We start from the raw sequence: 13,019 nt of genomic DNA on the forward strand, positions 1-13,019 counted from the left end.
ATGAACCTGAAACTGACCACTCCGGCCGCCGTGGCCGCCGCCCTGGCCGGCATGCTGGCCACCACCCCGGTGTTCGCCGCCGACTACGCACAGGCGCCCGGCGCCGGCTCGATCCTGGTGTTCGCCACCAAGTACGACGGCGAAGTGTTCACCGGCAGCTTCCCGGGCTTTGCCACCAAGCTCAGCTTCGACCCGGCCAATCCTGCCGCCGGTTCGCTGGACGTGGTGATCCCGCTGGCCGGCGCCAAGAGCGGCAACAGCGACCGTGACTCGACCCTGCAGACCGCCGACTTCTTCAATGTTGGCAAGTTCGCCACCGCACGCTACACCGCCAAGGGCTTCCGCGCGGTGGGCAATGACCAGTTCGCCGCCGATGGCACACTGGAACTGCGAGGCGTCAGCAAGCCGGTCACCCTCACCTTCACCTGGAAGCCGGGCACCCAGCCGGTGCTGACCGGCAAGGCCACGGTCAAGCGCCTGGACTTCGGCGTCGGCGGCGGCGACTGGGCCGACACCAAGACCATCCCGGACGAAACCGCGATCAGCACGATCGTGAAGTTCGACGCGAAATAATCCGCCTCTGGTAGTGCCGGCCGCTGGCCGGCATCACCGGACATGGCAATGCCTCTGGTAGTGCCGGCCGCTGGCCGGCATCACTGGGCATCGCGGGGTTGCCGGCCAACGGCCGGCACTACCGAACGTCGGCCAGCCAGGCCTGGACCGTGGCCGCGTCGAACGGCCAGTCCAGCTCACGACCACCAGTCTCGTCACGCAGCACCGGCACCCGCGCGCCGTAGCGCGCTTCCAGCGCAGGCTGGTCATCCAGGAACACCGATTCGAACTCCGGTGCCCGCGCCTTGGCCAGCTCGGCCAGGGCCATGTCGCACAGGTGGCAGTCATCGCGCTGGAACAGGGTCAACACCGGTTTGCTCCCTTTGCCGAAATGCTGCGCCGCAGCCATGGAAGTGCGGCATGAACCGCTAGAATAGCGGTCTCCTCCGGTACCCGCAGTACGGCAACCATGGCTGTCAGCACGTTCGACGTTTTCAAGATCGGCATTGGCCCGAGCTCCTCGCACACCGTCGGGCCGATGAAGGCCGCCGAGCGATTCATCCATCGCTGGCTGCTTGACCCGGGTCGCCTGAACGAAGTCGCGCGCATCCGCGCCGATGTCTATGGCTCGCTGGCGCTGACCGGCCGCGGCCATGGCACCGACAAGGCGATCCTGCTGGGCCTGGAAGGCCAGCGGCCGAACCTGATCGACCCGGACATCATCCCGGCCACCCTGGAGCGTATCCGCAGCAGCAAGCGCATCCAGCTGATGGGCCAGCACGAGATCGCCTTCGACGAGAAGCGCGACCTCGGCATGAACAAGCGCCAGAAGCTGCCGTACCACACCAACGGCATGCGTTTCACCGCGTACAACGCCGAGGACGAGGTGATCGCCACCCGCGACTATTACTCGGTCGGTGGCGGCTTCGTGGTCAACCAGGACGACGCGGCCGATGACCGCATCGTGCCCGACGAAACCCCGCTACCCTACCCGTTCAAGAGCGGCGACGAGCTGCTGGCGCAGACCGCGCGCAGCGGCCTGAGCATTGCCCAGCTGATGTTCGAGAACGAGAAGTGCTGGCGCAGCGAAGACGAGATCCGCGCCAACCTGCGCGAGATCTGGAGTGCGATGCAGTCGTGCGTGGCGCGCGGCATCCGCGAGGAAGGCGTGCTGCCGGGTGGCCTGAAGGTCGGCCGTCGTGCACCGGCGCTGTACCGCGAGCTGTCGTCGAAGCCGGAAGCAGCGATGCGCGATCCGCTGACCACGCTGGACTGGGTCAACCTGTACGCGCTGGCGGTGAACGAAGAGAACGCCGCCGGTGGTCGCGTGGTGACTGCGCCGACCAACGGCGCTGCCGGCGTGCTGCCGGCGGTGCTGCATTACTTCGACCGTTTCTGCCCCGGCGCCAACGAACAGCGCGTATTCGACTTCCTGCTGACCTCGGCAGCGATCGGCATCCTGTACAAGGAAAACGCCTCGATCTCCGGCGCCGAAGTGGGCTGCCAGGGCGAAGTGGGCGTGGCCTGCTCGATGGCGGCCGGTGGCCTGGTCGCAGCGCTGGGTGGCAACCCGAGCCAGATCGAGAATGCCGCGGAAATCGGCATGGAACACAACCTCGGCCTGACCTGTGATCCGATCGGCGGGCTGGTGCAGATCCCCTGCATCGAGCGCAATGCGATGGGCGCGGTGAAGGCGATCAATGCCTCGCGCATGGCGATGCGCGGCGACGGCAAGCACAAGGTGTCGCTGGACAAGGTGATCAAGACCATGCGCGATACCGGCCGCGACATGCAGGACAAGTACAAGGAAACCAGCCGCGGTGGCCTGGCGGTGAACGTCATCGAGTGTTGAGGTCGACCGGTCCCGGCGCGATGGCGCCGGGCCACAGGTAGAGTCGACCGTTGGTCGACTATCGCGCGCAGCGCGGGATTTTCGCTCGTTGTGGGGAAGGTAGTCGACTAACAGTCGACTCTACCCAGTCGACTCTACCCAGTCGCCCTTGCCCGGTCGGACGACACCGTCACTGCGTTCCGGTTAGGCTCGGGGCTCCCCTATCCAGGACCGCCCCATGCGCGTGATCGCTGCCGCCCTGCTTGCCTGCCTTCCACTGCCTGCGCTGGCCGCGCCCACTTACGGGCCGCGGCTGGAGGGTTTCGACTACGGCTATCCGGTGAAGACCTTCGCGCTGGAATCGCAGCGGCAGCCGCTGGAAATGGCCTACCTCGACATCGCGCCGAAGAAGGCACCCATCGGCGTGGTGGTGCTGCTGCACGGCAAGAACTTCTGTGCCGCCACCTGGAAGGAATCGATCAAGCCACTGGTTGCCGCCGGCTATCGGGTGATCGCCCCGGACCAGGTGGGCTTCTGCAAATCCAGCAAGCCCGAGCGTTACCAGTATTCGTTCGCGCAGCTGGCCGCCAACACCCATGCCCTGCTGCAACAGCTGCGACTGGGTGACGTCCCGGTGCACCTGGTCGGTCATTCGATGGGCGGCATGCTGGCGGTGCGCTACGCGCTGATGTTCCCGCAGGACCTGCGCAGCCTGTCACTGGTCAACCCGATCGGGCTGGAAGACTGGAAGGCGCTGGGTGTTCCCTGGCGCAGCGTGGACGCGTGGTACGCCGGCGAAATGAACATCAGCTATGACAGCATCCGCCGCTACCAGCTGGATGTGTACTACGACGGCAAATGGAAGCCGGCATATGAACCGTGGGCGCGGATGCAGTCGGGCATGTACGAAGGCCAGGGCAAGCAGGCCGTTGCATGGAGCCAGGCGCTGGCCTCGGACATGGTGTTCAACCAGCCGGTGGTCTACGAACTCAAGAATGTTCAGGTGCCGACCACGCTGTTCATCGGCCAGAAGGACCGCACCGCGATCGGTCGCGACCTGGCGCCACCAGCGGTGAAGGCGACGCTGGGCAACTATCCGGTGCTCGGGAAGGCGGCAGCCGCGGCGATTCCCGGCGCGACGCTGATCGAGTTCGCCGAACTGGGCCATTCGCCGCAGGTGCAGGACCCGAAGCAGTTCAACGCGGCGTTGCTGAAGGCATTGAAGGCGCATTGAACGGCAGCCCTCCCCTGTAGAGTCGAGCCATGCTCGGCTTATCCAGCAAGAGGGATCTCGCCAGTAGCAGCCGAGCATGGGCTCGGCTCTACAGAAGCAGTGCGATCAGCCGACGATCCGCAGCACGTCATCCAGCAGCGCGGCGGCGGTGACTTCCGCGCCCGCGCCCGGGCCCTGGATCAACAGCGGTTGGCGCCGATAGCGGTCACTGTGGATGGCCACGCGGTTGTCGGTGGCCGCGCCCTGCGCCAACGGGTGATCGGCAGGCAACTCACGCAGGCCCACCTGCGCACCCTCGCCATCGACACGGCCAACGAAACGCAGCACGCGGCCATTGTCATGCGCCTGCTGCCAGCGCGCCCGCAACGGCGCATCCAGCTGCTCGAGCGCCGCCACCGCATCCTCCAGCGGCAGCGCTGCCAGCGCTTCAGGCACCAGTGAATCCACCTGTACCTGCGACGCATCCAGCGCCAGCCCGCTGCTGCGCGCCAGGATCAGCAGCTTGCGGCGCACGTCTTCACCGGAAAGGTCCAGGCGCGGATCGGGCTCGGTGTAGCCGGCAGCCAGCGCCTCGCGCACCGCCGCCGAGAACGGCGACTGGCCGTCATAACGATGGAACAGCCACGCCAGCGAACCGGACAGCACGCCTTCGATGGCATGGATGTGATCGCCACCGGCCACCAGTGCACGCAGGCTGCTCAACAGCGGCAGGCCCGCGCCCACCGTCGCGCTGTCGCCATAGCGTGCGCCACTGTCGGCACAGCTTTCCGCAATGGCCTGCGCGCGGGCCAGCTGCGCACCACGTCCCAGCTTGTTGGCGGTCACCACATGCACGCCCCGCGCCAGCCACTGCACGTGGCGCGCGGCCACGTCTTCACTGGCGGTGGCGTCGACCACCACGTCGCCACGCTCCAGTCCTTCGGCACTCGCCCACGGTGGCGAACTCTGGCCATCGCGCGGTGCACGCCGTGCCAGTTCCAGCGGCAAGGCCAGGTCACGATCGATCTCCAGCGCAGTGCGTGAATTGGCCAGCCACTGCACGCTGGGCAGTTCCAGCCCACGCGCCCGCAATGCCTGGTAACGCTGTACGAAGGCCGAGCCGACCGTGCCGGTGCCCAGCAGCGCCAGGCGTCCCACGCCCAGAGCAGGAATTTCTGCGGCAAGCGCGCTCATGCATCCACCACCTGTTTGCGGCGCGCAGCCGCATCAATCACCGCTTCGGCACGCTGCAGCGCGGCGCCGAGATCGGCCAACAGGTCACGCTCGGCCTCGATGCCAACCGACAGGCGCAGCAGGCCTTCGCTGATGCCGGCCGCGGCACGCGCTTCGGCGGTCATCGCCGCATGGGTCATGGTGGCGGGGTGCGCGATCAGGCTTTCGACGCCGCCCAGCGATTCGGCCAGGGTGAAACAGCGCAGGCCATCGACGAACGCGCGCACCGCCGCGTGCGGATCATCACCCGCGCAGTGCGCCAGTTCGAACGACAGCATCGCGCCGAAGCCACTCTGCTGGCGAGCAGCGATGGAATGGCCCGGGTGATCGGCCAGGCCCGGATAATAGACGCGGCCGACCGCCGGATGCTGGTCCAGCAGCGCAACGATCGACGTGGTGTTCTCCTGATGCACGCGCAGGCGCGCATCCAGCGTGCGCAGGCCGCGCAGGGTCAGGAAGGCATCAAACGGCGAACCCGTCAGGCCCAGCGCGTTGCCCCACCACACCAGCTGCTCATGCAGTGCCGGATCGCGCGCGACGACCGCACCACCCACCACGTCGCTGTGGCCGTTGATGTACTTGGTGGTGGAATGCAGCACCAGATCCGCCCCGAACGACAGTGGTTGCTGCAGGGCCGGCGACAGGAAGGTGTTGTCGACCACAACCAGAGCACCTGCCTTGTGCGCGGCATCGATGACGAAGCGCAGGTCGGTGATGCGCAGCAGCGGATTGGACGGCGTTTCCACCAGCACCAGCTTCGGCTGGGTGGCCAGCGCCTGCGACAGCGCGCGCGGATCGGTCAGGTCGGCGGTGACCAGTTCGAAATGGCCCTTCTTCGCCAGCGCATTGAACAGACGCCAGCTGCCACCGTACGCGTCGTGCGGCACGACCAGGGTATCGCCCGGCTGAAGCAGCGCGTTCAGCACCAGGTTGATCGCGCCCATGCCGGTGGCGGTGATCACGCCGCCCGCACCGCCTTCCAGCTCGGCCAGCGCTTCACCCAACAGATCGCGGGTCGGGTTGCCACTGCGCGTGTAGTCGTACTGGCGCTTGTTGCCGAAGCCTTCAAAACTGAAGTTCGACGACAGCACGATCGGCGGCGTGACCGCGCCATGCGCGGTGTCCCGATCGATGCCGGCACGGACGGCGGCAGTGGTGCGGCTACAGGACGGCTCGTTGGCGTGCAGGCTCATGCGGACTCTCCAGAGGTGCGGAAGGCGGTGGCGAGGATCGCGTCGATGCGATCGGTTTCTTTGAGGAAGGCGTCGTGGCCATAGGGCGAGCGCAGCACGCGCAGGCTTCCGCGCGGCCCCAGCCCCTCGACCAGGCCGACCAGGTCGGCCAGCGGCACCAGGCGGTCACCCTCCACCGCGACCACCACGGTCGGCGGCAGGATGGCCGCGGGGTCCACGCGGTGCAGGTCGATCGATTCGGACAGGCGCAGGTAGGCGGTCACCGGCGTGCGCGCGACGTACTGCGCGCCGGCGGCGTCCAGATAGTCCTCGGCGGCGACCCGCACGCGGCCGTTGATCACTTCCGGCGCGGCGTCGAAGCGCTCGCCGAACTCTTCCGGGGTGCGGTAGCTGAGCATGGCGAACTGCCGGGCCAGCGCCAGGCCGTGGTCTTCGCCGCACTGCAGTTGGCCGAGGGCAACGGCGCGGCGCTGCAGTGCGCGCCAGGCCGCGGCATACGGGTGCGGACGATGCGCGCCGCTGGCCAGCACCAGCTGGCGCACCCGGGCTCGATGACGGATCGCGAACTGCTGGCCGACCAGCGCGCCATACGAGTAGCCGACGAAGGCCTTCAGCGTGCGGATACCCAGATGATCCAGCAGCAGTGCCAGCGCATCGGCCTGGTCAGCGGTATCGATCGGCACGTCCAACGCGCCGTCGGCCCCGATGAAGTCGAACGCCAGTACGCGCAACTGCTGCGGATCCAGCGTGCGACCACTGCCGACCAGGTCTTCGGCCCAGCCCTTCTCGCTGAACTGTGCGTTGGACGCCACATGGCGATGGGCGGAAATGCCGCCGGCCAGCACCACCACCGGCGCATTGGCCGGGCCGACCCACTCATAGCGCAGGCGCACCGGGCAGGGGCCAGCGTGACGCATCGACAGCACCGCGGCGAACTCACCGCGCTCGGCATGCACGCGGTCTTCGACCGGCACGCTGACGGGGACAAAGGGTTCGGGGCGAACGGCGGTACTGGCAGCGAAGCTCATGGCGGGATCCGGTTGGGGAATCGGCCATCGAGCCTTCGCGGGGCTCGCGTTCGAGATGCACGTGCGGTGCATGGATCGAACCATCTTTCGGTGGACGCCACGGTCCCCGCAGGATTTGGCACCTACGCGAACGCTTTCGCATCCGCGGGCTGCCCCGGCTTCAAAGGGCCTGTCCCTCTGCCGGTCTCGATGGTGAGGCCACGATGCCAGCGCTTCCGGGCGCTGTCAATCCCTTCATGCGGATAAAGCGATGAATATTTTCGCAACAGGTATGCGAGAGGCGTCGCGGTCGCTCCGTTCAGGATCGGGTACAGTCCGGACGGTCCGTTTTCCTGAATCCGCTGATGCCACGCCTGCCCTTGACCTGCCTGCTCCTGCCGCTGCTGGCCAGCGCCTCTGCCGGCGCCAGCGACTGGCGCCAGGGCTGGGGGATGCTGCCGAAGGCGCCTGCCCCCGCCAGCGCCGACGCAAAGGCCCCCCTTCCGATGGCCCAGCTGCGCCTGCAGTCGATCGGCGAACAGTGGCAGGCCCGGATCGACAACACACTGGCCGGGCCGTTGCAGATCGAACTGCGCGCCGCCCCGGGGCACCCGGTCGACGGCTTGCCGGTGCAGTCACTGATACAGGGCGACAGCAGTCTGGTCGTCGGCCACCTCCCCGCGCCGGTCAACGGCCGGATGCTGGACCTGCGCCTGCAGTCGGTACCAGGCAACCCCGCCGCACAGGCCGAGGATGTGGCCTACCGCCTGCCCTTCGATGATGCACGCCCGCGCGTGGACCAGGCGCCGCAGGGCCGGTTCAGCCATGACGACGAGGAGAACCGCGACGCGGTCGACTTCGCACTGCCGGAGGGCACGCTGGTGCTGGCCGCGCGCGAGGGCACGGTGATGCAGATCCAGGATGGCTTCCGAGGCAACGGCCAGGACCGCGAACGTGATGGTGCCCGCGCCAACTTCATCCGCGTGCTGCACAGCGACGGCAGCATGGCCCTGTACGGCCACCTGCAGGCCGGCGGCATGCGCGTGCGTCGCGGCCAGGCGGTGGGCGCCGGGCAGCCCATCGGCCTGTCCGGCAACAGCGGCTTCAGCAGCGCACCGCACCTGCACTTCGTGGTGCAGGTCAACCGCGGCATGGGCCTGCGTTCGGTGCCGGCACGCATCTTCGCCGAGCAGGGCCAGCTGCAGTTCGCCCGCCAGGGCGAGGCCGAGGGCGGCATCGGGCGCTGAACGGCCCCGGCCGGTATAATCGGGCGCTTATCTCTTTGAAAAGCGCCCCGGGCGGGCGCCAATGCCATGTCCGAAGTCGCCAACGAAGCGTCGCGTCGCCGCACCTTCGCCATCATTTCCCACCCTGACGCCGGCAAGACCACGCTGACCGAAAAGCTGCTGCTGTTCGGAGGCGCGATCCAGATGGCCGGTTCGGTCAAGGGCCGCAAGGCCGCCCGCCACGCCACCTCCGACTGGATGGCATTGGAAAAGGAACGCGGCATCTCCGTCACCTCTTCGGTGATGCAGTTCCCGTATGAAGACAAGATCGTCAACCTGCTCGACACCCCCGGCCACGCCGACTTCGGCGAGGACACCTACCGCGTGCTGACTGCGGTGGACTCGGCGCTGATGGTGATCGACGTGGCCAAGGGCGTGGAAGAGCGCACCATCAAGCTGATGGAAGTGTGCCGTCTGCGCGATACCCCGATCATGACCTTCATCAACAAGCTCGACCGCGAGGGCAAGGACCCGATCGAGCTGCTGGATGAAGTGGAAACCGTGCTGGGCATCCAGTGCGCGCCGGTCACCTGGCCGATCGGCATGGGCCAGCGCCTGAAGGGCGTGGTCCACCTGCTGACTGGCGAAGTGCACCTGTACGAGCCGGGCCGCAACTTCACCCGCCAGGACTCGACCATCTTCCCGTCCATCGATGCCCCCGGCCTGGCCGAGAAGATCGGTGCGCAGATGCTGGCCGACCTGCGCGACGAGCTGGAACTGGTGCAGGGCGCCAGCCATCCGTTCGACCTGGAGGCCTACCGCGCCGGCAAGCAGACCCCGGTGTTCTTCGGCTCGGGCGTGAACAACTTCGGCGTGCAGCCGCTGCTGGACTTCTTCGTCGAGCATGCGCCGTCGCCACAGGCACGCTCCACCACCGGCCGCGAGATCGCCCCGGAAGAAAACAAGCTGACCGGCTTCGTGTTCAAGATCCAGGCCAACATGGACCCGCAGCACCGCGACCGCGTCGCGTTCATGCGGGTCTGCTCGGGCCGCTTCAGCGCCGGCATGAAGACCTTCCACGTGCGCACCGGCAAGGAAATGAAGCTGGCCAACGCACTGACCTTCATGGCCAGCGATCGTGAAATCGCCGCCGAAGCCTGGCCGGGCGATGTGATCGGCATCCACAACCACGGCACCATTTCCATCGGCGATACCTTTACCGAAGGCGAAGCGGTCACCTTCACCGGCATCCCCAACTTCGCCCCGGAACTGTTCCGCCGCGCGCGCCTGCGCGATCCGCTCAAGCTCAAGCAGCTGCAGAAGGGACTGGCCCAGCTGTCCGAAGAAGGCGCGACCCAGTTCTTCCGCCCTCTGACCAGCAACGACCTGATCCTGGGTGCGGTGGGTGTGCTGCAGTTCGACGTGGCGGCCTATCGCCTGAAGGACGAGTACGGCGTGGAAGCCACCTTCGAGCCGGTCAGCGTGACCACCGCGCGTTGGGTCCACTGCAGCAACGAGAAGAAGCTGGAAGAGTTCCGCGAGAAGAATGCGCTGAACCTGGCACTGGATGCAGCCGGCCACCTGGTCTACCTGGCACCGACCCGGGTCAACCTGCAGCTGGCGCAGGAACGCTCGCCGGACGTGCGTTTCTCGGCCACCCGCGAAGCGGCCCATACCGTTTCGGTGGGCTGATGCCACGGGGTCGGATCCCTTTCCGGCAGGAAAGGGCTCTGACCCCAGCCAACGCAAGGCAGGCATTCACCCACCATACGGTGACAGGCGTGCACGCATCGCCCATCGCGGCGATGATAAGGGGGTGCGGGTCCCCCTCCCCGCGAACAATGCCTACGCCATGTCCACGACGTCCATTGCTTCGATCCGTGAAGAAATCGCCAGCGCCCTGACCCATGGCCTGGGCGCGGTATTCGCCCTGGCCGCCAGCGCGGTGTTGATCACCCTGGCTGCGATCTACGGCGACGGCTGGCAGCTGGCCAGCGCGATCGTGTTCGGTATCGCGCTGTTGCTGCTGTACACCGCCTCCACGCTGTACCACGCCATCCAGCATCCGGTCGCCAAGGGCCGGTTGAAGGTATTCGACCACTGCGCGATCTATGTGCTGATCGCGGGCACCTATACCCCGTTCACCCTGATCGGCCTGCGCGGTCCGTGGGGCTGGGGCCTGTTCACCGCGATCTGGGCGCTGGCGCTGGGCGGCGTGGTGTTCAAGCTGTTCTACACCGGCCGTTTCAAGGTGCTCTCAACGGTGATCTACATCGCCATGGGCTGGCTGGTGGTCGTGGCGATCAAGCCGATGTGGGCCTCGATCGATGGCGGCACCCTCACCTGGCTGTTCGCCGGCGGCCTGTCGTACACGCTGGGGACCTACTTCTACCACCGTGAATCGATCCCGTACTCGCATGCCATCTGGCACCTGTTCGTGATCGGCGGCAGCGTCTGCCACTTCGTCGCGGTCACCATGCAGGTGCTGTAAACGGCCGCTCGAGGGCGGCGTGTGCACGCCATGCACATGGTCGCTTCGCGCCCTGTCCACGAACAGGGGGCAACCATGGCAGCGTGAATGCTGCCGCCTCCCCTGCCGCAAGGCGCACGCCCCGCTGGCGCCTCCGCCGCCCCGGCCCACGAGGCCGGCGCTGGCTCACGATCCTGGTTTTCCTGCTGGCGGCGATCCTGGTACTGCTCGCGTTGTGGGACTGGAACTGGTTCAAGGGTCCGGTGGAGCGCGCGGTGCAGGCACGCACCGGCCGAGTGCTGCACATCGGGAACCTTGATGTCGACCTCGGCCGCACCAGCACGATCCGCGCCGATGCGATCACCTTCGCCAATGCCAGCTGGGCGAAACAACCTGATATGGCCAGCGCAGACCGCGTCGAGATCGACGTGCGGGTCTGGCCCCTGCTGCGCGGCAGCGTGCAGCTGCCCGAGGTGCGCCTGACCCGGCCGGACGTGCTGCTGGAAACCGCCCCGCGCAAGGGCGAGCCGGGCAACTGGGACTTCCTCGGTGACAGCGCCGGCGGCACAAGCCCGCAGCTCAAACGCCTGCGCATCGACGATGGTCGGCTGCAGTTCATCGATGCACTGGGCCGCACCGACATCCGCGTGGGCGTGCGCAGCGGTCAGCCGAAACAGGCCGATGCCTCGCCGCCGCTGCTGGTGCAGGGCAAAGGCCACTGGCAGGGCAATCCGTTCACCCTGCGCGGTGGCACCGAATCTCCGCTGGAACTGACCGACAGCGACCACCCGTTCCGCATCCACCTCGACGGTCGCGCCGGCGCTACCCACGCGGTGGCCAGTGGCACGCTGACCAATCCGTTCCAGCTGCGGGTGTTCGACCTGCAGTTCGCACTCAGCGGGCAGGACCTGTCGGACCTGTACCCGCTGCTCGGCATTGCCATCCCGCCCTCACCGCCCTACGCCTTGGACGGACGGCTGAAGCGCGACCACAACGTCTGGCGCTACGACAGCTTCACCGGAAAGGTCGGTGACAGCGACCTCGCTGGCAACCTGCAGTTCGAGGTGGGACGCGACCGTCCACGGCTGACCGCGACACTGGAATCCAGGCGCCTGGACTTCGATGACCTGGCCGGCTTCGTGGGAGCGCCACCGAAGACCGGCGGCGGCGAAACCGCGAATGCGGAACAAAAGGCACAGGCCGCCCGCATCGCCGCCAGCAGCCGGGTATTGCCCGACACGCCCTACAATCTGGGCAAACTGCGTGCGATGGATGCCGACGTGCGCTGGAAGGCCCACCGCATCAACGCGCCCTCGTTGCCACTGGACGACATGGACGCGCACCTGCTGCTGGATGACGGCGTGCTGCGGCTGGACCCGCTGAACTTCGGCGTGGCCGGCGGCGATATCCGCAGCACGATCCGCATGGATGCACGCCAGGCGCAGATTCGCACCGCATTGAAGGCCAGCGTACGCGGCGTGCAGCTGGGCCAGCTTTTCCCGGATGCGAAGCTGGCCGAGCAGGCCAAGGGCGGCATCGGCGGCGAAGTGGACCTGAGCGGGCGCGGCAACTCGATCGCCGCCATGCTCGGCAGCAGCAGCGGCAAGGTCGGGCTGGCGATGGGCCGTGGCCATGTCGGCAACCTGGTGATGGAACTGGCCGGGCTGGATATCACCGAATCACTGAAGTTCCTGGTGACCGGTGACAAGCAGATTCCGCTGCGCTGCGCCTTCGCCGACTTCGGTGTGCGGGACGGCCTGATGACCAGCCAGGCACTGGCGGTGGACACCACCGATACCATCCTCATCGGCGAAGGCACGGTCAGCCTGCGCGACGAAACCCTGGACCTGCTGCTGAAACCGCGCCCGAAGGACAAGAGCATCCTGGTACTGCGGTCACCGTTGCATATCAGCGGCACGTTCAAGGACCCGTCGTTCCGCCCTGACTTCAAGGCGTTGGGTATTCGCGGCGCGGTGGCCCTGGCACTGGGCAGCATTGCCCCGCCGGCAGCGCTGCTGGCTACGATTGAACTGGGGCCGGGCAAGGATGCCAACTGCGGTGGGCAGTATGCGAAGTAGGGTTACAGCGTTGTTCGCGGCGCCTCCCTTCCCGCGCGTAGAGCCGGAGCAAGGCGACAGGCAGGACACGCCGTAAATACGTCCCTGTAGCAACTGTGTTGATGGAGGGACTTGGCCCCTCCATGAGACGGGCACGGTAGTGCCGGCCGCTGGCCGGCAGCCTTTGGTCTTGCGCCCTGGCTGGCCTTAGGCAGGGACCAGCCCGTTTTCAGCGTC

General features: G+C 67.2%; 11 protein-coding genes and 1 riboswitch. Of the genes, 7 read left to right on the plus strand and 4 right to left on the minus strand.

Annotated features, from left to right (window positions below; genetic code table 11):
* The gene (locus AC5P7E_RS02920; protein ID WP_005414145.1) at positions 1-573 is read left to right on the plus strand and encodes a YceI family protein; all 573 of its coding nucleotides are present in this window, start codon (positions 1-3) and stop codon (positions 571-573) included.
* A 118-nt stretch (positions 574-691) separates the two neighbouring features.
* Here AC5P7E_RS02920 and AC5P7E_RS02925 read toward each other — a convergent pair whose 3' ends face one another.
* Positions 692-922, minus strand: a complete 231-nt coding sequence (locus AC5P7E_RS02925) for a glutaredoxin family protein (RefSeq protein WP_032966073.1) — start codon at positions 920-922, stop codon at positions 692-694.
* A gap of 99 nt (positions 923-1,021) precedes the next feature.
* Between AC5P7E_RS02925 and AC5P7E_RS02930 the strand changes: the two genes are divergently transcribed.
* The gene (locus AC5P7E_RS02930; RefSeq protein WP_005410675.1) at positions 1,022-2,404 is read left to right on the plus strand and encodes an L-serine ammonia-lyase; all 1,383 of its coding nucleotides are present in this window, start codon (positions 1,022-1,024) and stop codon (positions 2,402-2,404) included.
* Positions 2,405-2,621: 217 nt separating this feature from the next.
* Positions 2,622-3,617 carry an alpha/beta fold hydrolase gene (locus AC5P7E_RS02935; RefSeq protein ID WP_049461391.1) on the plus strand — a complete coding sequence of 332 codons (996 nt, stop codon included), beginning with the start codon at positions 2,622-2,624 and terminating at the stop codon, positions 3,615-3,617.
* Between the two features lie 105 nt (positions 3,618-3,722).
* Here the strand turns inward: AC5P7E_RS02935 and AC5P7E_RS02940 are convergent, their stop codons facing one another.
* Genes AC5P7E_RS02940 through metX form a run of 3 tightly spaced genes read right to left on the minus strand, consistent with a single transcriptional unit; the run spans position 3,723 to position 7,050 of the window.
* Positions 3,723-4,790, minus strand: coding sequence for a homoserine dehydrogenase family protein (locus AC5P7E_RS02940; protein WP_495222820.1), 1,068 nt, complete (start codon positions 4,788-4,790; stop codon positions 3,723-3,725).
* The gene (locus AC5P7E_RS02945) at positions 4,787-6,022 is read right to left on the minus strand and encodes an O-succinylhomoserine (thiol)-lyase (protein WP_005410678.1); all 1,236 of its coding nucleotides are present in this window, start codon (positions 6,020-6,022) and stop codon (positions 4,787-4,789) included. Before AC5P7E_RS02945 ends, AC5P7E_RS02940 begins: the two co-directional genes overlap by 4 nt.
* Positions 6,019-7,050, minus strand: a complete 1,032-nt coding sequence (gene metX, locus AC5P7E_RS02950; RefSeq protein ID WP_114619085.1) for a homoserine O-succinyltransferase MetX — start codon at positions 7,048-7,050, stop codon at positions 6,019-6,021. Before metX ends, AC5P7E_RS02945 begins: the two co-directional genes overlap by 4 nt.
* Positions 7,051-7,127: 77 nt before the next feature.
* Positions 7,128-7,246: riboswitch (SAM riboswitch) on the minus strand.
* 148 nt (positions 7,247-7,394) lie between these two features.
* Between metX and AC5P7E_RS02955 the strand changes: the two genes are divergently transcribed.
* The 4 genes from AC5P7E_RS02955 to AC5P7E_RS02970 all read left to right on the plus strand — a co-directional run bounded on the left by AC5P7E_RS02955 (position 7,395) and on the right by AC5P7E_RS02970 (position 12,803).
* On the plus strand, positions 7,395-8,276 hold the full coding sequence (locus AC5P7E_RS02955; protein ID WP_024956333.1) for a M23 family metallopeptidase: 882 nt from the start codon (positions 7,395-7,397) through the stop codon (positions 8,274-8,276).
* Positions 8,277-8,342: 66 nt separating this feature from the next.
* Positions 8,343-9,947 carry a peptide chain release factor 3 gene (locus tag AC5P7E_RS02960; protein ID WP_005410681.1) on the plus strand — a complete coding sequence of 535 codons (1,605 nt, stop codon included), beginning with the start codon at positions 8,343-8,345 and terminating at the stop codon, positions 9,945-9,947.
* Between the two features lie 160 nt (positions 9,948-10,107).
* Positions 10,108-10,746, plus strand: coding sequence for a PAQR family membrane homeostasis protein TrhA (gene trhA / locus AC5P7E_RS02965; protein ID WP_005410682.1), 639 nt, complete (start codon positions 10,108-10,110; stop codon positions 10,744-10,746).
* Positions 10,747-10,829: 83 nt separating this feature from the next.
* The gene (locus AC5P7E_RS02970; RefSeq protein WP_114619084.1) at positions 10,830-12,803 is read left to right on the plus strand and encodes an AsmA family protein; all 1,974 of its coding nucleotides are present in this window, start codon (positions 10,830-10,832) and stop codon (positions 12,801-12,803) included.
* The last annotated feature ends 216 nt before the right edge of the window (positions 12,804-13,019 follow it).

It is taken from the genome of Stenotrophomonas sp. YJH_SMC_25, from assembly GCF_059369595.1.